The organism is Adlercreutzia shanghongiae, from assembly GCF_035830635.1.
In the GTDB taxonomy this organism is placed as follows: domain Bacteria; phylum Actinomycetota; class Coriobacteriia; order Coriobacteriales; family Eggerthellaceae; genus Adlercreutzia; species Adlercreutzia shanghongiae.
On sequence record NZ_JAYMFI010000026.1, the window covers coordinates 17,532 to 40,668 of the forward strand.

The window sequence follows — 23,137 nt, forward strand, 5'->3', positions numbered from 1 at the left end:
TCGAGATATATAGACAAAGGAGGACGCGAAAGAATGCGGAAAAGCCTATATAAGTCGAGAAATATGCAGGAACGTTCAACGAGTGTCTATATATCTCGACTTTTCTGCACGAACGAGTAGTTTCTTGGCACGGCAACCGAATTAATGGATCCAGCCCGACAGAACGAACCAAGCAACGGAAGCAACAGAAAGGAAGCCTGATGACTACTATGTACGATTTGGCCCGCGAGGAGTACGCCGCCCTCGGTATCGACACCGAGGCTGTCATGGAAAAGCTGGCCGCCAAGCCGATTTCCGTGCACTGCTGGCAGGGCGATGATGTGCTCGGCTTCGACCAGGAGGGCGGCCTGTCCGGTGGCATTCAGGCCACCGGCGATTACCCGGGTCGCGCCCGCACCTTCGAGGAGCTCACCGCCGACTTCGAGGCCGCCATGGCGCTCGTGCCCGGTGCCAAGCGCATCAACCTGCACGCCTCTTATGCCGTATTTACCGACGAGAACCCTTGGGTCGACCGCGACGCGCTGGAGTACAAGCACTTCGAGCCCTGGGTGATATGGGCGCGTGAGCACGGCTTCGGCATCGACTTCAATCCCACCATCTTCGGTCATCCCATGATGAACAACGAGCTGTCGCTGTCCTCGCCCGATAAGGCCACGCGCGACTTCTGGATCCGCCACTGCAAGGCCTGCCGCAAGATCTCCCAGCAGATTGCCGAGGCGCTCGACGACCAGACGTTGTGCAACATCTGGATTCCCGACGGCTTGAAGGACGTGCCCGCCGACCGTTTTGGCCTGCGCGAGCGTCTGCGCGACTCGCTCGACGAGATTTATGCCGAGAAGTACGACCGCGTCATCGACTGCTGCGAGTCGAAGGTGTTCGGCATCGGCCTTGAGTCCATGACCGTGGGCTCCAACGAGTTCTACCTGGCCTATGCCGCCACGCACCCGGGGGTGTACGACCTGCTGGATCTGGGCCATTTCCATCCGACGGAGAACGTGGCCGACAAGCTTTCGGCGCTGCTGCTGTTCTTCGACAAAGTGCCGCTGCACGTGACCCGTCCCGTGCGCTGGGACTCCGACCATGTGATTCTGTTTGATGACCCCACCAAGGAGATGGCCATGGAAATCGCCCATGCCCCCGGCGCTTGGGAGAAGGTCATCATCGGCCTGGACTTCTTCGACGCCTCCATCAACCGCGTGGGTGCCTGGGCCACGGGCACGCGCGCCATGGAGAAGAGCCTGCTGTACGCGCTGCTGCAGCCGGCCGCCCGCCTGAAGGAGCTGCAGGACACCTACCAGTTCACCGAGAAGATGATTCTCGGCGAGCAGGCGAAGTCGATGCCCTTCGGCGCCGTGTGGGACGAGTACTGCCGCCGCCAGGGTTGCCCGCTCGACGGTGGCCTTTTCGCCGAAGTAGCCGCCTACGAAGCCAAGGTGCTGCCCCAGCGCCAGTAGGGCTTTGTCCGGCGGGGGCCAGGAGGCATACCTCCATGCTCAGACAGTCCTCGCTCGGCGGAACAGTCCACTGGACTGTTCCGTTCGCTGCGGAACTGCGCGTGGAGGCACACCTCCTGTCCCCCGCCTGCTCAACCATGGTTGAGTGAAGCGGAAACGGCGGGTGCCTTGACCGAGCGAGTTCCGCAGCGACTGAAACAGCCCAGTGGGCTGTTTCACAAAGCGAGGACTGTCTGAGCGAATCAAGGTACCCGGCGGTTCCGCCCCCGGAGAGTTTCAAACAAGGAGTAAAGATATGGCATTTTTAGATCAAGCACAGGAGATACTCTCGCAGGGCTTCGATACGGCCCGCGGGGCGGTGTCGGGCGTGGCGGTGGAGCAGCTCGGCTTCGTGCGCGGCTTCGTGCGCCTGTGCGACGACGGCTGGGGCCAGGGCTGGCACGAGCGCAACGGCGGCAACCTCACCTACCGCATGCGCGACGAGGACGTGGCGGCCGCCCGCCCCTTCTTCAATCCCGAGCCCGGCCCATGGGCGCCCATGGGAGTGCAGGCGGCTGACCTGGGCAGGGCCTTCTTCCTGACCACCGGCTCGGGCCGCTACATGCGCAACGTGGCGGGCGATCCGGCCCATAACATCGGCATCGTGGAGATCAACCCCGAAGGCGACGCCTGGCGTATCGTATGGGGCCTCACCGACGGCGGCAAGCCCACCTCCGAGTTCCCGAGCCACTTCATGTGCCATGCCGTGCGCATGCGCGCCACCGATGGCGCGTCGCGGGTGCTCTACCATGCGCATCCCAACAACGTCATTGCCATGACCTTCGTGCTGCCCCTGGAATCGCGCACCTTCACCCGGGCGCTGTGGAAGGCCATGACCGAGTGCGTGGTGGTGTTCCCGGCCGGCGTGGGCGTGGTGCCCTGGATGGTGCCGGGCGGCGCCGACATCGCGCGTGAGACGGCGGCTATGATGGAAACCTTCGACGCCGTCATCTGGGCGCAGCACGGCCTGTTCGCGGCCGGCCCCGATTTCGACACCACCTTCGGACTCATGCACACCGTGGAGAAGGCCGCCGACATCTACGTGCGCGCCCGCGCCATCAACGGCGGCTCCGACGAGTTTTTGAACACTATCACCGACGAGGGCCTGCGTGCCATCGGCCGCGAGTTCGGCATCAAGGTGAACGAGGCCATGCTCGGCTTCCCCGTGGCTTTGGAAAACGATTAGGCGCGGTTTGCGGGCGGGCTGAAGACCGCCCACGCAGGGCATCAACCAAGAAAGGTAACCAAGGGTTATGGCACTGTCACAAGAGAAAAAGGGCACCATTGCGGTCTCCCTCACCAACTTCCTCGACTCGGGCTGCATTGTGGCCTCGTCGGTTGCGCTGGCCGCATGGGCCATCGCCTTCAACTTCAGCAACGTGTGGGTGTCCATCTTGGGCGCCGTGGGCGCGAACGCCTTCGGCGCGGCGGTGGGCGCGCTCATCGGCGGCTTTCTGGCCGACCGCTTCGGGCGCAAGTTCATCTACACCTACAACCTGCTCGTGTACGCCACCGGCGTGTTCCTCATCATGTGCGCGGTGAACCTGCCCATGCTGTGTGCGGGCATCGTCATCTCGGGCCTGTCGGTGGGCGCCGGCGTGCCGTCGTCGTGGAGCTACATCTCGGAGATGTCGTCCTCCACAAGCCGCGCCGCCAACATCGGCATCAGCCAGTTCGCCTGGTCCTGCGGCCCGGCGGTCATCTTCCTCATCGCGCTTTTGTTCTCGTTCGTGTTCCCCACCTTCGGGGCGGACGGCGCGCTTCTGCCCGCGGGCACCTACGGGCCCTTCGACGGCCTGTTCGGCATGAGGCTTCTGTTCCTCATCCTGTTCGTGGTAGCGCTCGTGGCGTGGAACTTGCAGCGCAAGCTGGAGGAGTCGAAGGACTGGACGGAAAAGCAGCAGGCCGGCGCGCCGCGCGACACGTTCGTCCAGATGATGCGCCGTGCGCTTACGAACTCCGTGAACGTGAAGTCCATCGTGTTCCTGGTGGCGGTGTACCTGACCTGGAACATCGTGGCCGGCACCATGGGCCAGTTCATGCCCTACATGTACGCGGCGGCCGGGCATTTGGACGACACCACCATCTCGCTTCTGCAGGCGGTCATGTGGGTGCTCACGGCGGTGGGCTCGCTCGCCATCTTCTCGAAGTTCGGCGACAAGATTCCGCACCGCATTCTTTTCGCGGCCACGGCCGTGATGGCGCTCGCGGCCTGGGTGGTCATGGTGTTCTTCGGCATGCAGCTTAAGGCCGGCGCGGCCGACAGCTGGGGCTGGCTTCTGTGGGTGTTCGTGGCGCTGTGGGGCATCTCGGCCGGCTTCTCGGCCCAGTGCTTCTACGCGCTGTGGTCCACGGAACTGTTCCCGACGCTGTACCGCGGCGGCGTGCAAGGCATCATGTTCTTCCTGGTGCGCGGCGTGCTCGGCATCTGGTCGCTCGTGGCGGTGGCGGGCCTTGGCGTGGAAACGCCCGCGGGCTTCGTGACAGCTGGCATCATCATGTGCGGCTTCCTTTTGGTGTCGCTCGTGGTGGGCGTGGTGTGGTGCCCCAACACCCAGGGCCGCACCCTGGACGAGATCACCGAGGAGCGCTACGGCAAGCATATCGACTAGCGCTGCGGCAAGCGCATCGATTGGATTTGCGACGCGGCCGGTGGCTCCTTCTTCATCGGCGGCCCCTGCTCCGGCGGGGGCCGTTTTCATTTTTTTGCCCGATGATGCAGAAAAAAGTGCGATTGTGCGAGTTCGAACGTTCTTTTTCGGGGCTTCGTGCAACAAAAAGTGCGATTGTGCGAGTTTTGAGTCTTGAAAAACTCGCACACTCGCACTTTTTGTTGCACGAAGCCCCGAAAAAGAACGTTCGAACTCGCACAATCGCACTTTTTGTTGCACGAAGCCCCGAAAAAGAACGTTCGAACTCGCACAATCGCACTTTTCTCTGCAAAAAAGCCCGCTCGAGGAGAATGCGGTTCGTGCCCGGGGCGCCACTTCGGTTATCGACTTCATCTGGAATAGGGTCGCCTCTTTTTCTCGGCCGGAAACCTTCCCGACACAATGCGCCTTTAATTTGGTAAACGCCCGATCATCGGCGGAGGAGCGGCCGCGTCGTGGTATCTTATTCCGATCATCGGCCCGAGTGAGGAGCGAAGCCGTTATGTCGAAAGTGACCGATATCTACGGATCTATGGTGTTCAACGAGCACACGATGCAGGAGCGCCTGCCATCTGCCACCTACAAGCAGCTCATGCGCACCATCAAGGGCGGCGAGCCGCTCGACATCGACGTGGCCAACGTGGTGGCGCACGCCATGAAGGAGTGGGCCATCGAGAAGGGCGCCACGCACTTCACGCACTGGTTCCAGCCGCTGACGGGCATCACCTCCGAGAAGCACGACAGCTTCATCGACCCCACGCCCGACGGCCGCGCCATCATGACCTTCTCGGGCAAGGAGCTCATCCAGGGCGAGCCCGACGCCTCCAGCTTCCCCTCCGGCGGCCTGCGCGCCACCTTCGAGGCCCGCGGCTACACGGCGTGGGACCCCACCTCCTACGCCTTCATCAAGGACGAGGTGCTCTGCATTCCCACCGCCTTCTGCAGCTACACCGGCGAGGCGCTGGACAAGAAGACGCCGCTTTTGCGGTCCATGAAGGCCATCGAGCGCCAGGCAAAGCGCGTGCTGGCCCTGTTCGGCGAGACCGGCGAGCGCGTGACCACCACGCTCGGCGCCGAGCAGGAGTACTTCCTCATCTCCGAGAAGGACTACGAGCAGCGCCTCGACCTCATGCTCACCGGCCGCACGCTCTTCGGCTATTCCCCCTGCAAGGGCCAGGAATTGGAAGAGCACTACTTCGGTGCCATCCGCCCGTCGGTGAACGAGTTCATGAAGGAGCTCGACGACGAGCTGTGGGCGCTCGGCGTGTCGGCCCGCACGAAGCACAACGAGGTGGCCCCGGCCCAGCACGAGCTGGCGCCCATCTTCGCCGAGACGAACCGCGGCGTGGACGAGAACCTGCTCACCATGGAGAAGATGAAGCTTCTGGCCAGCCACTACGGGCTGGTGTGCCTGCAGCACGAGAAGCCCTTCGAGTTCATCAACGGCTCGGGCAAGCACAACAACTGGTCCATTTCCGCCGACGGCAAGAACCTGTTCGACCCGGGCGAGAACCCCATGCAGAACCTGCGCTTTCTGGTGTTCCTCACCTGCGTGATCGAGGCGGTGGACGAGTACCAGGAGCTTTTGCGCATGTCGGCCGCCAGCGCCGGCAACGATCATCGCCTGGGCGCCAACGAGGCCCCGCCGGCCATCGTGTCCATGTTCCTCGGCGACGAGCTGGGTGCCATCGTGGACGCGCTCGTGGACGAGCACGACTATTCGTCGGCCGAGCGCGTGTCCATGGACCTCGGCGTGGACGTGCTGCCCAACTTCATCAAGGACAACACCGACCGCAACCGCACGAGCCCCTTCGCCTTCACCGGCAACAAGTTCGAGTTCCGCATGCCCGGTTCGGCGCAGAACCTGTCGGATGTGAACATGGTGCTGAACACGGCCATGGCGAAATCGCTCAAGGGCTTCGCCGACGCCATGGAGGGGAAGACCGGCGACGACTTCGAGGCGGCCGCCATCGACTACGTGAAGCGCACCCTGCGCGATCACGACCGCATCATCTTCAACGGCGACGGCTACGCTCACGAGTGGGAGGAAGAGGCCGCCCGTCGGGGTCTTGCGAACCACCGCACCACGGCCGATGCGCTGCCCTGCCTGGTGGATCAGAAGTCCATCGAGCTGTTCGCCGAGTTCGGCGTGCTCACCGAGACCGAGGTGCGCAGCCGCTACGAGGTGAAGCTGGAGAAGTACAACAAGATCATGAACATCGAGTGCCGGGTGATGAAGCGCCTGGTGCGCCGCGACTACCTGCCGGCCATCAACCGCTACGCGGCCAAGTTGGCCCACGGCATCACGGCCATCAAGGAGGTGCTGCCTGACGGCGACACCTCGTTCATGGAGGAGAAGCTGCGTCGGCTCGTGTCCGGCGCCGCTGAGATCAACATCCAGCTAGAGAAGCTGAACGAGCTGCACCACGCCTCCCGCGAGGTGGTCGACCAGCAGGAGCGCGCGAACATGAACGCGCACGAGATCGTGCCGGTGATGGATGCGCTGCGCGCCGCCGTGGACGAGATGGAGATCATCGTCGAGCGCGAGGCGTGGCCCGTGCCCACGTATAACGAGATCCTGTTTTACGCCTAGGCGCGGAAGAAACGTTGCAAGCATAAAGCGAGCCCGCTTCGGCGGGCTCGCTTTGCATCAAAGGGTATATTGAATCGCGAGATTACACCCCGTTGCGGAGGCTGGCGGCCACCGCGTGGAGGACGTCGTTGCGCTGGGTGCTCGCCACGAGGCTTGCCAGCGGGGCGGCGGCGAGCGGCATGTTGGCGTCGCACAGCTCGATGAGGGCGCGGCCCACCACTTCCATGACGTCATCGAGCGGCGCGAGCGGCACGCCGGCGGTGCGCAGGCAAGCCGTGGGGTCCCACTCGTTGCCCGGCACGTTGTTGCCCATCTCGCTGACCAGGTCGTTGCGCTCGCGCAGAGCGGCTTCGCCCATGGGGCTCGATTCCGGCACGCGCAGGTAGCAGGCCAGGGCCTCGTTCAAGCGGCCGGTCTGCCAGTAGGCGAAGGCGAGGCGGTAGTACACGTAGGAGATGTCGTTGCCTGTGACGGCCACGCGCAGGGCTTCCTTGGCCACCTCGACGATTTTGTCGTAGTGGTCGCCCTCGGCGAAGCAGGTGATGAGGTCGTTGTAGGCCGGTGCGCTCGTGGGGGCCAGATCGATGCAGATGCGGGCCTGGGCCTCGGCGGCGTCCAAATCGCCCATGTCGCGGTAAATGCGCGACAGCGAGGAGCGGGCCGCCTGGCCGATGTCCGAGGCGCGCGCGTAGCGCACCGACGGGTCGCTTTCCACGAGGCTTGTGAGGTAGCGGGCGAAGACGTTCTCGCAGTAGAGGATGCGGCGCGATTCGGACGGCTTGGCCAGCTCATCGAGCTCTACCTCGCCCAAGGCCAGCTTGTCCGTCTCGGCTACGATGTCCTCCAGCTGTGCCACGGCCAGAAGCAGCGAGTCGTCCTTTTCCTCCATGATGGCGCGGTAGCGGGCGGCCAAATCGGCATCCTGCTCGCTCATGACATCCAGCTCGCGCACCGTGTCGGCATGCAGCAGCGCGCGCAAATCGTCAGGCAGCGGACGGTCGTCGTCGGCTACGGGGGTGTAGGGCACGGTAAGGCTGACGTCCAGCGGGTCGACGGGCTGCATGATGCCGGCATCGTCGATGTTCGCGGCGAACTGGGCCAGATGCAGCATGTCGAAAAGCGCCGCCGGGTCGCATTCCGTGGCCGGCGCGGCGAACTCGCCGCTGCGGATTTTCGTCATAGCGCCCATGGTGAAGGGAATGCGGCCGAACTCCAGCGACAGCACCGTGGCGCCGGCGATGGAGCCCTCCTTCCCGTTCACAACGACGCGGGTCACGCCCACAGACGCGCCGAAGGCGGCAGAGGCGATGAGCGCGGCCAGGCGCAGCGCGTAGGCGGCGGCAGCGGCCGGACGCTGGGCGGTACAGTCGGCCCACTGGCCCGTCGCGGCGTTGAAGCGCGATTTCGGGAACACATCGGGGGTGGGCAGCGATATGTCGGCGATGATGGTGCCGCTGTGAGAGTCGCAGGCAAAGCGGTATTCCAGACGGAAGGGGAGCACCATGGCCTCGCATGCGGAGGCGAAGCGGGTGGAAAGGTCCCAGTTGCCGCCGCGGGTGCCCGTGGTGCCGTACTGGGTGTCCAGCTTGTTGTCGCGGTCGGCGGCGGTCAGGTACTCGTTCGCGTCGTTGGCGATAGAGCGCAGCACCTGCCAATCCAGCTCGCTGCAGGCGCCCTCGGTGGTGGCGCTCACGTAGGCCGTGCCCTCGTCACCTTCCAGAGACTTCGAGATAAGGGCCAAACGATCGAGGACGGACTCGATGCGCAAGATGGTGCTGCGGTTGCCAGCGGAGATGGTACTGTCGTCGAAGATGGACCAGAACAGCCCTGTGGTGTTCAGGCGGCGCAGCTCCACCGGGTGCTCGACGGCGATAGCGCGCAGATTGGGCGCTTCGGCATCCGACAGCAGGCGCGCGGCGTAGGCGTCGAAGCCCGACGATGAGGCCGGGTCGGCGGGATCGGCCATAGAGACGCGGAACAGCAGTCCGTCGATGGCGTCGGGAAGTGGTGTGGCGGTGAACTCCGTCAGCACGTCGCGCGTGGTGCGGCCGACCGCGGCGCCTTCGGAGCTCTGCGGCGCATTGGAATCGGCGGAATCGTCGGAGTTGTTGCCCTTCTTGCGGAAGAAATCAAACACGGTGGGACCTTTCACCGGGGTCGTCGAACAAGTTTTGCCATTGTCTCACAGCGCCTGAAGTTTCACCACCTCAACTTAGGAGAAATTGCCAGACCATCATAGGCATCCAGGGCTTTTGGCGCTCTTGTTGACTAAGCGGCGCTCTGGTCAATAACAAATCTAAGCATTTTGGTCATCAATGAGGCGGCCGCCTCCCTCCTCGCGCTTATTTCTGCAGTTTGTAGCCCATGCCCCAGACAGTTTGCAAGTAGCCGTCGGTGCCGGTGGGCTTCAGCTTGCGGCGCAAGTTCGACACGTGCACGTTCACGGTGGAGTCCTCCACGGAATAGGGCTCGCCCCAGGCCAGCTCGAAGAGCTCCTGCTTGGTGAACACCTTCGACGGGCGCCTCATGAGCAGCTCCAGGATGTTGAACTCGGTGCGCGTGAGAGCCACCTCGGCGCCGGCCGCGCGGAAGGTGCGCCCCTCGGGGTCGAGCTCCCAGGTGCGGAAGGTGAGGAGAGCCGAACGTGTGGGGTTGCCGAGCGTCTCGTCGGGCGCAGGGCCGTATTGCGCGTCCGCGTTTTCCGCACGCGAGGCACCGGGCGCGTTCGGGCGGCACGGCCTGCTCGCGCGGTGGCGCATCTGCACCTCGATGCGGGCGGTCAGCTCGTCTAAGTCGAAGGGCTTGGTGAGGTAGTCGTCGGCGCCCAGGCGCAGGAGCATGGTCTTGTCAGCGGGGGTGATGCGCGCCGAGATGACGATGATGGGCTGCTCGGCATCGGTGCGACGGATGGCCTCCACGACGTTCTCGCCGGCGGCGCCCGGCAGCATGAGGTCGGTGATGACCAGGCTGAACGGCGTGCTGCGCGCAGCCTCATCGAGCCGCAGCAGCCCCTCCGTTCCCGAGAAGGCGGCCGTGCAGCGGTGGCCCAAGCGCTCCAGGTGGGTGCAGACCACTTCGTTGATGGAGGGGTCGTCCTCGATGACGAGTATGTTCAGCGACGTTGCCATGGGGCCAGCATAATACGCCCGCGCGGGTCGCGGCGCCATCTTCAAACTTTCTTAATGCTTCGGCAGAAGTTCCTTCAACGTTTCTGCCCACACTGGGATGCGCTAACGATAAGGTATACCCGACACGAGAGGAGCACAACGTGAGACGATCGGGCGAGAGGAGCGCATCGTGTACGCGATAGAGACGCGCGGACTCACCAAAGTATATGGTGGTCGACGAGTGGTGGACGATTTCGCCATGACGGTGCAGCCGGGCGACATCTACGGGTTCGTGGGGAGAAACGGCGCCGGCAAGTCCACGGTAATGAAGATGATCTGCGGCGATGTGGCGCCCACGGCCGGCGAGGTGGTGCTGTTCGGGTGCGAGGCCGACGGAGAGGCGCCTGCGTCGACGGGCGCGTCGGCGCCCCGCGGCAAGGGGGAGGGGGCGCGCCGCATCGGCGTGCTCATCGAGGAGCCGGGGCTTCTGCCCGGGCTTTCGGCCTATCGTAATCTTATGGCAAAGGCGCTGGCCTGGGGCATTGTGGATGCGCCGGCCCGCTGCGAGGAGACGCTGCGCCTGGTGGGGCTTGCCGGCGCGGGCTCGCGGAAGGTGCGCGGCTTCTCCCTCGGGATGAAGCAGCGGCTGGGGCTTGCCCTGGCGCTTCTGGGCAATCCCGACGTGCTGCTTTTGGATGAGCCCTTCAACGGGCTCGATCCCGAGGCCACGCGCGCCATGCGCAACCTTATTGTGCGTCTGAACCAGAGTCTGGGCATTACCGTGGTGGTGAGCTCGCATGTGCTCGACCAGCTCGATCGCATGGTCACGCGTTACGGTGTGATTGCCGAAGGGCGCCTCGTGCGTCAGATGAGTGCCGCCGAGGTGGCGGCCGAGTGCGGTAGCAGCCTGCGCGTGCGCACGGCCGATACCGCCTGTGCTCTGGCTCTTCTGCAAGAGGCGTTTCCCGCGCTGACGTTTCGGGCCGAGCCCGACGGCTCGCTGGCGATATCGGGCGATTGCGATGCCGCGGCCGTAGCCCAGGCGCTGCGCGACAACGAACAGGTGGTGCTGGAGTTTACCCAGGACCACCGCGATATCGAGGACTACTTCGTCGAGCTGATGGAAGGGGGCGCATCCCATGTTTAACCTGTTGAAATCCGATGTGTACCGGCTTGTGCACGGCAAGATGCTCTGGGTGGCCACGGCGGTGCTGGCCGGGTGCATCGTGCTGTGCGCGGCGATGATGCACTGGGTGTCCGACCCGCAGTTCCTCTGCGATGCGGCGCAGATGAGCGCCACGGTGACGGTGGGGGAGGCCGACGAGCTGGACGCCGCGGCCGACGAGGCTGCGCGCGAGATGGCCGAGGCCGCCGCAGAGGGCGGCGAGGGCGAAGACGACGGCGCCACCGTCGGCGGTAGCGCCAGCTTCGAGGCGCTGCTGGAATTCGGGGACCCCTCGAGTTTGTCTGCCGCCGACTTCGAGGAGACCTCGCGCGAGATGCGCACTATTGAAGCACCTACGTTTATGTTCGGCGACATGCTTGTGAGCGGGGGATTCCTCGGCGCGTTGGTGTCCGTGGTGGTGGCGTTGCTGCTTGCGAGCGACTTCTCCACGAAGTTCGTGCGGAACCTGCCCATGGATCGGCGTGGACGGGTGGCCTACTATGGGGGCCGCCTGGTGCTGGTGGCCGTGGTGGCCCTGTACTTCCTTGCGGTGGGATGCGTGCTTAGCCTGGCGGCGTTCACAGCGGCCGGGTTCACCTTTGCCGCGCTTGACGGAGCGGCTGAGCTGCTGGTGTTCCTCGGCTTGAGCTGGCTGTGCCTTGCGGCCTACGGCTGCCTGACGGCGGTGCTCGTGTGGCTCACGCGCAGCGCCCAAGCAGGTGTCGCCTTCGCGCTCGTGGTGGCCACGGGCATTGCGGGCACCGTGGCGGGAGGCTTGCTGCAGAACCTCGGTGCGGCCGTGCCGGCGTTGGCGGCGGTGCAGCCCTGGTTGCTGTCTACGTGCATGAACCACGACCTGGCGCTGCCGGCGACCTCCTTGCTGCTGCCCGCGGAAGGGGCCGTGTGGGCCATCCCCGTGGGCGCGCAAGTCGCTCTTGTCGGTGCGTTCTGGGTAACGGCGAGCGCGGTGCTGGCGCTTTCAGTGCTGCGCCGTCGCGATGTGTAGGCGGCCGGGGGACGTGCTGCGAGGAAGACGGGAAAGGACGAGGCTATGACATTGGCGGTGTGCTTCGGCGGCTTGGCGCTGTGCGCGTTTGTCGTGCTGGTGCTGTATGGGCGCGAACTCGGGCGCATGGCGACGTGGCTGCGCACGCACGATGCGCAGTCGAACAGCCGCATGACCACCGAGATGCCCGGCCCGGGTTTCGCCGCCATGGCGCGAGCCGTGAACGAGGCGTTAGACGCGGCGGACGACGAGCGCCAGAGGGCGGCGTCTGAGCGACGGCAGTTCCAGCGTGACCTGGCGAGTTTGTCTCACGACGTTCGCACACCGCTCATGGGCGCGTCGGGCTATGTGGCACTGGCCGCCGACGAGCCTGATGCCGCGCGGCGCACCTATTATCTAGAGGAGGCCCGCACGCGCCTGGGCGACATGGAAAGACTGCTGAATGCCTTGTTCGCCTATGCGCGGGCCAATGACCCCGCCGCCGATTTCGATCTGCGGCCCGTTGCGGTCCTGCCCGTGCTCGCCGAGGTGCTCACCGGCCAGTTTCCTGCCTTTGAGGAGCGCGGCTGGGAACCCGAGGTGCGCTTTTGCGACGAGGCCTTTACGGTTGAGGCCGACCAGGAGGCCCTCAAGCGCATCTTCGAGAACCTCGTCAGCAACGCTCTGCGCTACGGCAGCGCGGCGCCCGCCATGGCGCAGAACGGTCGGCAGCTCGTGTTTTCCAACACTGTGGCCGAACCCGACGCCATCGATGTCGGCCGCTTGTTCGAGCGCTTCTACCGTGCCGACGTGGCCCGCGCCCAAGGCGGCACGGGGCTGGGGCTTGCCGTGGTAGCGAGCCTTGCGAAGGCGCAGGGCATCGAAGTCTCGGCGGCAATCAATGGAAGCGAGCTGGCTATCGCCCTTGGTTTTCCTGACGTGAGCTAGCGCGGCAGGTGCTGGAGGCAGGACGCGTGCGGGGGCTCGGTTGACGCCGAGCCCCCGCATGTTTTTGCAGCTCTCTAAACTACAGTGCTGCGATTTCCCGGTAGGCGTTCATGGCCGTCTTGCGGCTGATCTTAGAGGTATCGCCCTTCAGGAAGGCGTAGAAGTTGCCTTTGTTCAAGTTGGCGATACGGCAGGCCTCGGCACGGGTCATGTTCTTGTCGGAGAGCAGGTCGCTGAAGGCCGTGGAAACGTACTTCAAAATCTTGCGATCGGCGGCCAGGCGCGACGAGTCGGTGCGCCACTCAATGAGGACGGTTTTGAAGCGGTCCTGGTCGGGGAGGGTTCCCAGATACACCTCGAGCGGACGGCCCGATGCTTGCCAGTCGTTGATGAACTGGTTGAAAATCACCGCTGCTTTTGTGCCTTCTGCGCGTCTGAGCAGGTAGTCTTCGCGCCCATCGCAGATAGCCAGAAGAAGAAGCGGCTCGAACGCCTCAGGGTGCGCATCCTCGGCGGCGGCGAAGAACTTCTTCGTGCTCGTTGTGTTTAAACCGGTCAAACCTTGGCAGCGTTTAAGTAGGAAATAGCGGAATGAACAGGCCATACTTCTCCTTTCTCTTTGGGTTGAAAAGTATTAATAGAATCTAATAATACTTTTGATGAGTCGTTGAATCAAGGTTGAATTCGCCATCGACACAAATGCGCCATCAACGGCCGGCTGGCGGAAAGCGTGCGAAACGAGAGGTTTCGGCGATAGCGGCGTGCCCGCTACTTGCTGGGTAAAAAAGAGGAAGCCGCTTTGCGCCTTCCTCTTGCGCAGGGTGGGCTTGCAGGGTTTACGCCTCGTTCAGGTAATTCACCATGGTTCGTGCTGCGATACGGCCCGAAGATTGAGAAAGGCCCGAGCGGGAGTCGCTCTCGATGGGCTGGAGGAACGCCGGGTCTTTGAAAAAGTCGGGATCGGAGCCGGTGGCCATGAAGCCATCGTGTTCGGTCACGGTCTCGGGGAGCGCCGTAAGCCCCGTAACTTCAGCCAGCTCGGTGATAGAGGAAGCCTTGAGGCACCAGCCCTTCTCCTGGGCCGCCTCTCTCATGGGGCTCCCTTAGCCTTCCTTTTTCGATATCTCTTCGAGTCCAAGGCAGAAAGCGGCATAAAGTGGGACGCTTCGGATGCCTGCTTCGAGCCCAAAACCTTTCGTTGAGAAACGATAGACAAGAGGTGGTTTGTAGGCTTTTCGGTAGGCTTCGAGGCTTCGCGCGCCGACGTTCTTTCCCGATTTAACCTCAAGAGGAAGGGCGTTTCCGCCAATTTGCACGATGAAATCAACCTCTGATTTGCTCGTCGTTCCCCAGTAGAAAGGCTCCAGGCCGCAAGCGACAAGTTGCTGCATCAAGTAGTTTTCAGCTATGCCTCCTCGCAAACGCGCACCCTTTCCCGCGTTAGGGATTAGGTCGGTGGCCTCTATCCCCTGAAGTGCTCCGAGGAGCCCCGTATCAAGTAGATAGAGCTTAAAGAAATCGCGTTGGGCAAAAGCTTGCAACGGTGTCGTGCCTTCGCTGACGCGATAGCAAAACGACACGAGTCCTGCCGCGTGAAGCCAATTAATGGGAGCTTCGTATTGATGGGCGCGCGCTGATGAGGCTATGGTCGCGTACTGGAATTTGTGGTTTTCTTTCGCCAGCTGCTCGGGTATGCTGCGCCACACATTGAGAATCTTCGAAGAGTCGATGGGCGAGGCGTATTTGGTCATATCGGCGAGGTAGGCGTCGGTTAAAGCGCGTTGAATGCCACGCACTTCGTTAAAGTCGGCGCCGGAGACGTGCGCTGCTACCGCTTCGGGCATGCCACCCACAAGGAGATAGGAGCGGTACAGCTCCAAGGCGTGTTCGTGAAGGCCCAGCGGGGCGTTGCTTCGATAGGCGAAGGTGATGAGGTCGACGAGTTGCTTTTCGCCTATGGCCCAGAGAAACTCCTCGAAGTCAAGCGGATGCATTTCAAGGGTGTCTACTTTCCCCACAGGGAAGGAGTATTCCTCGCGACCGAGGGCGACGCCTAACAAGCTACCGGCGGCGATTACGTGGTATTCCGGCGCACGCTCGCAGAAATACTTAAGCGAGGTGAGGGCACGCGGGCATGCCTGTATTTCGTCGAAGAAGATAAGAGTGTGTTCAGGCGAGATCTCCGCATGCTCTAAGACTTCGATTTGCGGCAGAAGTGCGCTCGGCGTGATATCCCCTTCGAAGATGCACGCGTAATTTTGCTGGGCAGAAAAGTCGATGTAGACGAGATTGTCGAAGGCCTCGTTGGCGAAATCCAGCACCGAATAGGTTTTTCCCACTTGTCGAGCGCCCTGCAAAACGAGCGGTTTGCGTCTTGGGGAATCTTTCCATTGGGAGAGGGCTGAGGTGATTTTACGCTGCATCAGTAAGCTCCTAAGTAGAAATAATGTCGCTAGTCTAACATTTTTTCCGGAAAAAATGTTCGGATGATAACAAAATTTCTACTTGTAGGGAGTGACGGAGGCCCTAGGCTAGCTACCGCGGAGGGATGGGCCGAAGTGTTTACAGCTCCACTTCGTCGATGAGGTGGATGAGGTCTTGCTGGCTGTGGATGTTCAGCTTGCGGTAGATGTGGCGGATGTGGGTTTTCGCCGTGCCCTCGGAAATATAGAGCTGCTGCTGGATGAACGACGATTTGTAGCCGCGGGCCAGGTAGTACATGACCTCGCTCTCGCGGCGGGACAGCAGGTAGGTGTTGGCGACGACCTCGCAGCGCTCGCGGAAGCGACCGCGGCTGGCGGGGGTGTCATCTATGACGGGCGCGGTATCGGCGGCCTCTTCGGCGAAGATGGAGCGCGAGAAATCCATGGCCTGGCGGGCCGCGGAGGCGGCTTGAGCCGGAGCCTCCGCCATCGTTTCTTCCAGCGCTTGCTCAGTGTCATCCGATTCGCTGGGCGCGTTGCCGTCGCTGCGCTCGGGGCTCTCGATTGCTTCGCTTACGGAGGCTTGCATCGGGGCGCTCTCGCGCTGCGGCTCGCTGACGGCCGGCGCAGACGAGGCGACATCGCCCTCGTTTACGACGATGAGAGGCGTGCGCGAAGCGGCTTGCGTCGCGTCGATCTTCTTGGGACCCACAAGCACGATGGAGGCCATTTCGCGCTCATCGGGAAGCAGGGCGTAGGCGACCATCATGGCGACGAGCACGATGAGCACAATGCCCATCTCGCCGAATCCGGCCGGGAGCGCGAAGGCGCCCGAGAACAGCGGCAAGGTAGAGCCGCCCAGGGCCGCTAGGGCCATGGTTCCGCGCCCAAGTCCGAACACGAAGATGGGAGAGAGGCGGAAGCGCTGGGAGAGCTCGGAGAAGAAGATCCACATGAGCGCTTCGAAGGACATGTAGCCGACAAGCACGACGGAGGTGCCCCAGAACGACGATGCGCCCGCGGTGAAGGGGATGAACACGGCCGTCACCGCGATAAAGGGGATGAGCGGGCGGAAGAACGTGTGCCAGCGCTCGTCGCCGCCCAGGGCCAAGAACGTCACCATGATGAGCACGGTGGCGCAGCAGGCGGTAACAAAGAGCAGCGCTTGGTCATCGAAGGCCGCGCCGGGCAGGACGGTCTCGATGGAGGTTTGGCGCATGATACCCAAAGCGACGCCCAAGAAGAACACCGGCAGCCCGAAGCGCAGGACGAAGCGGGCGTGGTTGATGGGCAAAGGCTGGAAGATGAGTTGGCGATTGTCGAAATCGAGGCTCACATGACGGCGCAGGATAAGAAGCAGAGCCACTTCCGCGAAAGGGATGAGGGCGCTGGCCGCGCCGCCCCAGGGGAAGGGAATCTGGTGCAGCACCAAGCCGTATATGCCAAAGCCGATGGCGATGGAGATGGCCCCGTTGATAATGATGGAAGCCGAGTCGCGCCTTGAGAAGGCGATGCCCCAGGCAAGGAGCAGCACCGAAGAGCCCACGCCCGTGAGCACGCCGGAAAGCAGCTGCAGCATCCCCGCGTCGACCACCGAGTTGCCAGGCAAGAGCAAAAGCAGCGTTCCCGCAGCGCCGAGCAGGGCCGAAATCACCAAGGTAGGCGTGGCGTGCAGGAAACGCACGAGCTTCGTATCGAGAATGCTCGCGATGAGCAGCAGCAGTCCGTAGGTGAGAATGGAGGCGAAATAGGCGAGCGAAAGCTGGTCGTTGAAGGGGCCGGCCTCAAGACCGCCCGTTCCGAAGATGCCGCCCTTGTCGAACATGGAGCTGTAAATCCAGGCCTGATGCAGGCCGTAGCCGAGGGATATGAGGCTCAACTCGCCGAAAGAGGTGCCCTCTTTGAAATCGATATTGATGGTGACGCGCGGAACCTGAAAGCCCATGATCCCCCTTCCGGCCTGCAATCCTGTCGTTTTCCCAGAATGCCTGCCACTTTAACGCTAAGTCAGCGGATTATAGATACCCCCTGACTTAGCGTCAAGTATTCCCCCAGGTGCCGCTTGGGACAAGCGGCCTTGTCTTTGGCGTGCGCCAACTGCGCACGCAGGGCCACCGCTGGTCGACGATGGCCCTGCATCTTAGTGGCGACCTACTTGGTCACCGTGATCACCACGTTGTCGTAGCGATCGAGAACGGTCGAGCCGTCGCCCTTGGAAGGGGCGGTGTAGGCTTCGCTCACGTTCTGAGACGTGGCGGCGTAAGCGCCCTCCGCGTCCTTGTAGGCCTGCTGCTCGCCGGTAGCGAAAACGCTGATCTCAGCGTTGTAGCCGTTGGCGGCGAGGTAGTCGGCCACCGACTGAACGTCATAGTTGTGGATGGCGTCCAGACCGTTCTGGTTCTCGCTGGAGATGATGCCCTCGTTGAGAACAACATCCGCCGTGCTGCCCGCCGGAACGAACATCAAATCGGAGTGCACGTCGCCTCCCACGGCGGTCTCGTCGACCACCATGAAGACCTCGTAGCTCCCCAGACCCTTCGATCCGTCCGACACGCTGTCGTCGTGCACGTAATAGAAGCCGTACGCCGGGACAGCGATCAGGGCTGCGCACAGGCAGGCCAGAACCGCGATGGCAAGAACCTTCTTGCCGAATGCTGCGTTGGTCATAAGTGCTCCCTAAATCGTGGTCGCCCCGCAGATTCGCAACGCAGTGCCCATTATGACGCGCACACGGGAAAGGTCAAGGGAAAAACCCCTGGTGCAGGCCATAATCATCCCGGATATACCCGCAAATCATCACGGGAGGATGATGCCGTTTTCCCTAAAGAACGGCCTGGCCGTATGAGTTTGTCGGCGGGCTGCTCCCTAGAATGGAACGCGAAGAGGATAGGAAGCGGCACGGCCGCGGCGGGTCGAGAGAGCCCGCAGCGCGCAGGGCCGCGATGAGAAACGAGAGAGGAACCTTTATGGCCTACCAGCTTCAGGGTTCTGGCGCGAGTGCCGAGGACACCCTCGAGCTCCTCGCCTTCGATGACGAGTTCGATCCGCTGGCGGTGGACAACTCGGAAATCGACCAGGAATGGATGGACGACGAGAACCCCTACGACACCATCGATTATCCCACCATGCGCAACATGCCGGAGACGGTGCACCACGACCCGGTGTATTCCCCGGAGCGCCAGGGCAGTGTCACAGCGGCCCTGCAGGCGCTCATCGTGAGGAACCCCAACCGCCGCCCCGTGCTCTTGGGCATTGTCGGGCTGTGCGAGAACGGCTGCGCCTCCAGCGTCATCTCCGAGAAGGTGGAGCAGTGGCAGCGCGACAATTGGTCGGTGTACGCTCCCATGACGCTTTGCCGCATGCTCGAGCGCGCCGGGGCCTTGGTGCTGGAGATGCCCGAGACTGCCGAAGAGCAGGAAAGCGCCGAGGAGGGCGTGGCGTATCTGGAGATCAAGGAAGCGGTGGACCCGGTGTGGCGCGCTACCCCCGAGGCGCTGGCTCTGCGCGAGGAGTACCTGTCCGGCAAGCACTTCCGCTCTATCGTGATGGAATCCGACGAGTCCCGCTACGCCGAGGTGTACGAGGCGGTCATGGAGGCGCTCGCCGAGGCGCCCCGCAAGCTTGCGGCCATCGAGGAGCTGACCGACCAGATGGATATCACCAAGTCGCCGCGCCGTTTCGGCCAGCATTTCATCGACGTTCTGGAGACCACCGACTGCGTCATCTGGGGCGACGGTGCCTGGAATCTGACCGAGTTGGGACGCGCGATGCTCGCCGAGCTGAAAGATCGTAAGGAGGCTTAGAGCCATGGCTGTTATCGAAGAAGTAGCCGTCGCCGAGGACGTGGACCTCGTCGAGCTGATGAATACCCGCGCCCGTTCCTACGGCATGCTGGCGCGGCTGTTTCGCGAGGAAGTGGACCTGGATACGCTGCGCGAGCTGCGCCAGATGCGCTTTCCCCAGGCCACGGGCAACGCCGCCGTGGACGAGGGCTATCACCAGCTGTACGACTATCTGAAGCGCGCCTGGGACGACTCGGTGACCGAGCTGGCCATCGACTACGTGAGCACGTTCATTGGCCACGGCGTGAACGGTTACTCGGCCGCGTACCCCTATGAGTCGGTCTACACCTCCGAGCGCCGCCTGCTCATGCAGGAGGCCCGCGCCGAGGTGCTCGCCACCCTGCGCGAGAACGAGCTGAAGCGCGGCAACTGGAACGAGGCCGAAGATCATATCGCCTTGGAGCTCGAGTTCATGCAGCGCATGGCCCTGCGCGCCGCCGAGGCCCTTTCCGACGACGCCGAGGACGAGGCCGTCGCCTACCTGCGCACCTCCTACGAGTTCTTGCAGAACCACCTGCTCAACTGGGTCCCCATGATGGTGACCGACATGCGCATGCACGCCCGTACGCTCTTCTACCAGGGCCTGGGCCAGCTGACGCTCGGCACGCTTCAGGAAGACGAGGCCGTCTTGCGCGAGCTGCTCGACTCCGTGGAGGCCTAAGCGCCCTTATTTACCAACTCCCTCCCTTCTTTCCCCTCCTTGCTCGACCCCGCTTCCCTCCCTTTTAAGCGGGGTCGACGCATATCTAGGGACAGTTTCTGGGCTCGCGCAAGGTTCGGTTGATTTCCGCACAAGAGATGGCGGCGCACGGGCTGGGCAGAGGAAGGGTGCTGAAAAAGGGCAAAAGAAAAGGCCTCATATGAGGCCTTTTCGCGTTGTTGCGGGGCTTGCGTCTTAGTCGATGCCCATGTCGGCGAGGAGGGCCTGTCCGCCGAGCGTGATGGGGGCGGCGGCACCGGCCTGCTCAAGGAAGCAGGTGGGGCGCAAAGTGGCGATGCGCTCGCCGGCCTCCATGCGCACGCGGGAGACCTGCATCTTCGTGCGCTCGGCCAGCTCCAGTGGGGCTTTGCTGAAGGTGGAGAACATGAGCGTGTCTGAGGCCTTGGACACGCCGGCGACGAAGGCGCGACGGCTGTCCTCAAGCACGCGGGCCCGATCGGCGTCGGTGGAAACCACCTCGAAGGCGTCGCGGGCCGGCACGTAGCCGTCCACGCAGCCCACTGCGTACACGGCACGGTAGCTGCAGCCGCACATCTGCTCATAGGAGCTGACGCGCACAGTGCGGGGATCGTCCTCGTGCACGGGGTTGAACTGGGTTTCGCGCATAAGGGCGTAGAGCGTGGCGGCGTCCTCATCGCCCACGATGCGGGCGGAAAGGGCGGCGAAATCGCGCAGGCCCTCGGCGCCGACGGCGGCAAGCAGGGCATGGCCGCGACGGGCGCTATGGGCGGCGATAAGCTCGCGGCCGGCGTCGTAGCGCTCGGCCAAACGCTCGCCGCGGGGGAAGGGCTCGGCGTCACCCGCATCGCGGGCGGCGCTGGCAGCCTCCAGGGCGTCGAAGATGCCCTTCTTATGCTCGTCGCACCAGTTCAAGAGGAAATTCCAGCCATCGGAGTAGGTCAGGTAGTTGCCGAAGCCGAGCCAGGCGCGCCAGGCGAACAGATCCTCTGGATCGGCAAGCAGGTTCAGCGAAGTGTAGGCCACAAGGGCACGGGCACGGCTCATGTCGCGCGGATCGCCGGTCAGGCGCTCGAAGCCTAAGGAGGACACGGCAAAGCCGCGCTTGACGAGCATCTGGGAGAAGGCGTGGGCCCACTGCTTGGTAGGCGCCACCAGGCAGATGCCGGACTGCGGGGCCTCGGGGTTCTCGGCATTCACGGCGAACAGGTAGCGGGTTACGCCGTTGAACTCGTCGTCGGGGGTGTTCCACTTCACCGTGGCGATGTCGCGGATAACGCCCTCGCGCGTCATGGCGGTGAGGGCGTTCTCGTTGCCCGCGGCGGCAACGCTGTCACAGAAGTCGGTGATGTTAGGGTTGCCGAAGGCCGTCTCAAGGGTAAAGGTGGTCACGCCGCGGCGCAGCGTGTCGAAGGTGTCGAAGCCCTCGGGTGCGGGGAAATCCGTCGCGCAGGCCACGGTCTCGTCGCTGTTGCCGGCCACGATGACCTGGTCGCGGGCGAGCAGGCACAGACAGGTCTGCTGGGCGAGGGAAAGGTTCTGGAAGTCATCGGCCAGCACGTGGGCGAACTGCTGGCGGGCGCAGGCGCCGGCGTCGCTTTGCAGGTAGGTGCCGCACAGGTAGGCCGCCTCGTCGGCGAGCATGGCGCCGGTGGTCGTGAGCAGGCGACGGGCATGGTCGAGCGTCTCACGCTCTTCGCCGGGGGTGACCCACTCGTCTTCGGGGGCCAGGGCGCACCACTGGACTTTGAAGTGGTTGAGCACCGAGCGCAGGCGGCGGATGGGGGTGCCCAGGGTCTTCATGTCCTCGAGGAAGAAGTTGTACTCGAAGGGGGTAAGCACGCGGGGCGCGCGTCCCGTGGCCTCGCGGGCCTCAGGCGTCTCCAGCACGGCCAGGCAGATTTGCTGGGCCGTGGCGATGACCACCGCTTCGGAGGCCGCTTTGGCATCGGCCACGCCGGCCGCCTCCAGGGCGGCGGCCAGGCGGCGGCGCGCCAGGCGGGCGGCCTCGGCCGTGGAGGTCTCGATAAGGATGTCCTCAGGAGCGCAGCCTTCGGCCACGCAGGCGGCGGCGCGGCGAATAAGGGCCTCGGTCTTGCCGGAGCGCACCGGTCCGGCTACCTTGGCGATGCGGCCGCTGAAGGCGGCAATCTCGTTCACAAGCTCGGTCATGGCTGCCTCCTAGTCGGCCAGAACGCCGCTGGTGGCGTCGAAATCGCGGGTCGAGCCGTCGGCGTAGGTGACGGTCCATTGGTCGAAGGCGAGGGGGAAGTCGGCCTCGGGCAGGGCGTACTTCTTCTGAATGTCCTCGCCCAGGTGCGCCTCTTCGGCGATGCGCTCGGCCACGATCTGCTCGGGAGTCTTCTCCAGCTCGCCGCGCTCGACCGCCTCCAGATCCTTCTGAATGCGGGCCTTCACGACGATGTCGCTGGCTTCCTTGGCCGCAAGGGCCGCCTCTTCGGCCTCGGCCACCAGGGCCGGGGAGGTCATGAAGGAGGCCTCGGCGGCTTCTTCAGCGGCCTCGGCAGCCTCAGCGGCGGCCTCGGCAGCGGCGCGCTCGGCCTCTTGCTCGGCCAGTTTGCGGGCGGCCAGCGCCGCCATGCCCGCGGCGTACTGCTCTTTATAGGAGGCCTCGGAGGGCAACGTCACGGTCACCACGCCTTGGCCGAGCGCGCCGGCGTTCAGGGCCTCGCGCACGCGGGACACCCAAATGCTCTCCTTAGGGTCGATGCCGCAGGAGGAATCGAGGCGCATGCGCACCATGAGGCGGCCGCCCTGCAGCTCGATCTCGAGCCAAGTGAAGATGAGCTCGGGCTTGTTCTCCTCGCGCTGGCGGCGATTGAAAATCTTCATCTGATTGTCCACGGCGTGAACCTGGTTCAAAAGCCAGTGTTCGATATAGTCGTTCCACAGCGCATCGGCTCCCTCGACAGAGGAATCCAGATACTCGCGCGCTCCCACGCGCACCATCATGCGGATGCTGTTGACCGGCTCGCCCTCGCTCGCCTCATGGGTGCGCACGACCGGCGTTCCCAAGTAAGAGTAGCAGCGGTCGATTTCCAGGCGAAGGTCGTTGCTTACAATGCGCTCGTCCAAATCGAGCAGCAGGGCGCAGGAAGGATGGGGCTTGCTCATCCGTCTCTCCTTTCTGATTGGCAGTTTCCGCATCGTGCCCCCGTGGCACATCTCTGGTGCGGGCACAACTGCCGCCTATCCTCTTCGCCAACCAGTATAGAAGGGGTTCTAGCAGG

Annotated in this window: 18 protein-coding genes; 9 read left to right on the top strand and 9 right to left on the bottom strand. The window is 63.6% G+C overall.

The window, feature by feature from the left end:
* Positions 1-200: 200 nt before the first annotated feature.
* From VJ923_RS10470 to VJ923_RS10485, 4 genes are all read left to right on the top strand, one after another.
* Positions 201-1,454 carry an L-rhamnose isomerase gene (locus VJ923_RS10470; RefSeq protein ID WP_326441233.1) on the top strand — a complete coding sequence of 418 codons (1,254 nt, stop codon included), beginning with the start codon at positions 201-203 and terminating at the stop codon, positions 1,452-1,454.
* A 295-nt stretch (positions 1,455-1,749) separates the two neighbouring features.
* Positions 1,750-2,679 carry a rhamnulose-1-phosphate aldolase gene (gene rhaD, locus VJ923_RS10475; protein WP_326441235.1) on the top strand — a complete coding sequence of 310 codons (930 nt, stop codon included), beginning with the start codon at positions 1,750-1,752 and terminating at the stop codon, positions 2,677-2,679.
* Positions 2,680-2,746: 67 nt separating this feature from the next.
* Positions 2,747-4,105: an MFS transporter gene (locus tag VJ923_RS10480; RefSeq protein WP_326441237.1), complete on the top strand. Its 1,359-nt coding sequence runs from the start codon at positions 2,747-2,749 to the stop codon at positions 4,103-4,105.
* 541 nt (positions 4,106-4,646) lie between these two features.
* Entirely contained in the window at positions 4,647-6,737 is a 2,091-nt protein-coding gene (locus VJ923_RS10485; RefSeq protein ID WP_326441239.1) for a glutamine synthetase III family protein, read from the top strand.
* A gap of 82 nt (positions 6,738-6,819) precedes the next feature.
* Here VJ923_RS10485 and VJ923_RS10490 read toward each other — a convergent pair whose 3' ends face one another.
* A complete protein-coding gene (locus VJ923_RS10490; RefSeq protein WP_326441241.1) occupies positions 6,820-8,874 on the bottom strand; it encodes a tetratricopeptide repeat protein in 2,055 nt (684 codons plus the stop codon).
* 205 nt (positions 8,875-9,079) lie between these two features.
* The gene (locus tag VJ923_RS10495) at positions 9,080-9,904 is read right to left on the bottom strand and encodes a response regulator transcription factor (protein WP_326441243.1); all 825 of its coding nucleotides are present in this window, start codon (positions 9,902-9,904) and stop codon (positions 9,080-9,082) included.
* 130 nt (positions 9,905-10,034) lie between these two features.
* On the opposite strand from VJ923_RS10495, the gene VJ923_RS10500 reads away from it, so the two are divergent.
* From VJ923_RS10500 to VJ923_RS10510, 3 genes are read left to right on the top strand one after another with little or no spacing between them, the layout of a single operon-like run.
* Entirely contained in the window at positions 10,035-10,991 is a 957-nt protein-coding gene (locus tag VJ923_RS10500; RefSeq protein ID WP_326441245.1) for an ATP-binding cassette domain-containing protein, read from the top strand.
* Complete coding sequence (locus tag VJ923_RS10505) at positions 10,984-12,015, top strand: hypothetical protein (RefSeq protein WP_326441247.1); 1,032 nt, start codon at positions 10,984-10,986, stop codon at positions 12,013-12,015. Before VJ923_RS10500 ends, VJ923_RS10505 begins: the two co-directional genes overlap by 8 nt.
* Before the next feature lie 45 nt (positions 12,016-12,060).
* A complete protein-coding gene (locus VJ923_RS10510) occupies positions 12,061-12,942 on the top strand; it encodes a sensor histidine kinase (RefSeq protein WP_326441249.1) in 882 nt (293 codons plus the stop codon).
* A 79-nt stretch (positions 12,943-13,021) separates the two neighbouring features.
* Here VJ923_RS10510 and VJ923_RS10515 read toward each other — a convergent pair whose 3' ends face one another.
* The 5 genes from VJ923_RS10515 to VJ923_RS10535 all read right to left on the bottom strand — a co-directional run bounded on the left by VJ923_RS10515 (position 13,022) and on the right by VJ923_RS10535 (position 18,032).
* Entirely contained in the window at positions 13,022-13,501 is a 480-nt protein-coding gene (locus tag VJ923_RS10515) for a hypothetical protein (RefSeq protein ID WP_326441251.1), read from the bottom strand.
* Between the two features lie 277 nt (positions 13,502-13,778).
* On the bottom strand, positions 13,779-14,036 hold the full coding sequence (locus tag VJ923_RS10520) for a hypothetical protein (RefSeq protein ID WP_326441252.1): 258 nt from the start codon (positions 14,034-14,036) through the stop codon (positions 13,779-13,781).
* Positions 14,037-14,045: 9 nt separating this feature from the next.
* Positions 14,046-15,365, bottom strand: coding sequence for an ATP-binding protein (locus VJ923_RS10525; protein WP_326441254.1), 1,320 nt, complete (start codon positions 15,363-15,365; stop codon positions 14,046-14,048).
* Between the two features lie 139 nt (positions 15,366-15,504).
* A complete protein-coding gene (locus VJ923_RS10530) occupies positions 15,505-17,310 on the bottom strand; it encodes a helix-turn-helix transcriptional regulator (protein WP_326441256.1) in 1,806 nt (601 codons plus the stop codon).
* A 206-nt stretch (positions 17,311-17,516) separates the two neighbouring features.
* Entirely contained in the window at positions 17,517-18,032 is a 516-nt protein-coding gene (locus VJ923_RS10535; protein WP_326441258.1) for a hypothetical protein, read from the bottom strand.
* A gap of 299 nt (positions 18,033-18,331) precedes the next feature.
* Here VJ923_RS10535 and VJ923_RS10540 point away from each other — a divergent pair, with 299 nt between their 5' ends.
* On the top strand, positions 18,332-19,168 hold the full coding sequence (locus tag VJ923_RS10540) for a hypothetical protein (RefSeq protein WP_326441259.1): 837 nt from the start codon (positions 18,332-18,334) through the stop codon (positions 19,166-19,168).
* 4 nt (positions 19,169-19,172) lie between these two features.
* Complete coding sequence (locus tag VJ923_RS10545; protein WP_326441261.1) at positions 19,173-19,868, top strand: TorD/DmsD family molecular chaperone; 696 nt, start codon at positions 19,173-19,175, stop codon at positions 19,866-19,868.
* Positions 19,869-20,102: 234 nt separating this feature from the next.
* On the opposite strand, the gene VJ923_RS10550 is transcribed toward VJ923_RS10545, so the two are convergent.
* Positions 20,103-22,058, bottom strand: a complete 1,956-nt coding sequence (locus tag VJ923_RS10550; protein WP_326441263.1) for a UvrD-helicase domain-containing protein — start codon at positions 22,056-22,058, stop codon at positions 20,103-20,105.
* Positions 22,059-22,067: 9 nt separating this feature from the next.
* Positions 22,068-23,021 (bottom strand): hypothetical protein, encoded by a 954-nt coding sequence (locus VJ923_RS10555; RefSeq protein WP_326441265.1) that lies wholly within the window; start codon positions 23,019-23,021, stop codon positions 22,068-22,070.
* Positions 23,022-23,137: the final 116 nt, after the last annotated feature.

What these genes read in the sequence shown, in the direction of transcription:
- VJ923_RS10470 (WP_326441233.1), top strand. Translation starts at nt 201, where the DNA reads ATGACTACTATGTACGATTTGGCCCGCGAGGAGTACGCCGCCCTCGGT.
- VJ923_RS10480 (WP_326441237.1), top strand. Translation starts at nt 2,747, where the DNA reads ATGGCACTGTCACAAGAGAAAAAGGGCACCATTGCGGTCTCCCTCACC.
- VJ923_RS10530 (WP_326441256.1), bottom strand. Translation starts at nt 17,310, where the DNA reads ATGGGCTTTCAGGTTCCGCGCGTCACCATCAATATCGATTTCAAAGAG.
- VJ923_RS10555 (WP_326441265.1), bottom strand. Translation starts at nt 23,021, where the DNA reads ATGAGCAAGCCCCATCCTTCCTGCGCCCTGCTGCTCGATTTGGACGAG.
- VJ923_RS10495 (WP_326441243.1), bottom strand. Translation starts at nt 9,904, where the DNA reads ATGGCGCCGCGACCCGCGCGGGCGTATTATGCTGGCCCCATGGCAACG.
- rhaD (WP_326441235.1), top strand. Translation starts at nt 1,750, where the DNA reads ATGGCATTTTTAGATCAAGCACAGGAGATACTCTCGCAGGGCTTCGAT.
- VJ923_RS10540 (WP_326441259.1), top strand. Translation starts at nt 18,332, where the DNA reads ATGGCCTACCAGCTTCAGGGTTCTGGCGCGAGTGCCGAGGACACCCTC.
- VJ923_RS10520 (WP_326441252.1), bottom strand. Translation starts at nt 14,036, where the DNA reads ATGAGAGAGGCGGCCCAGGAGAAGGGCTGGTGCCTCAAGGCTTCCTCT.
- VJ923_RS10550 (WP_326441263.1), bottom strand. Translation starts at nt 22,058, where the DNA reads ATGACCGAGCTTGTGAACGAGATTGCCGCCTTCAGCGGCCGCATCGCC.
- VJ923_RS10505 (WP_326441247.1), top strand. Translation starts at nt 10,984, where the DNA reads ATGTTTAACCTGTTGAAATCCGATGTGTACCGGCTTGTGCACGGCAAG.
- VJ923_RS10510 (WP_326441249.1), top strand. Translation starts at nt 12,061, where the DNA reads ATGACATTGGCGGTGTGCTTCGGCGGCTTGGCGCTGTGCGCGTTTGTC.
- VJ923_RS10485 (WP_326441239.1), top strand. Translation starts at nt 4,647, where the DNA reads ATGTCGAAAGTGACCGATATCTACGGATCTATGGTGTTCAACGAGCAC.
- VJ923_RS10535 (WP_326441258.1), bottom strand. Translation starts at nt 18,032, where the DNA reads ATGACCAACGCAGCATTCGGCAAGAAGGTTCTTGCCATCGCGGTTCTG.
- VJ923_RS10525 (WP_326441254.1), bottom strand. Translation starts at nt 15,365, where the DNA reads ATGCAGCGTAAAATCACCTCAGCCCTCTCCCAATGGAAAGATTCCCCA.
- VJ923_RS10545 (WP_326441261.1), top strand. Translation starts at nt 19,173, where the DNA reads ATGGCTGTTATCGAAGAAGTAGCCGTCGCCGAGGACGTGGACCTCGTC.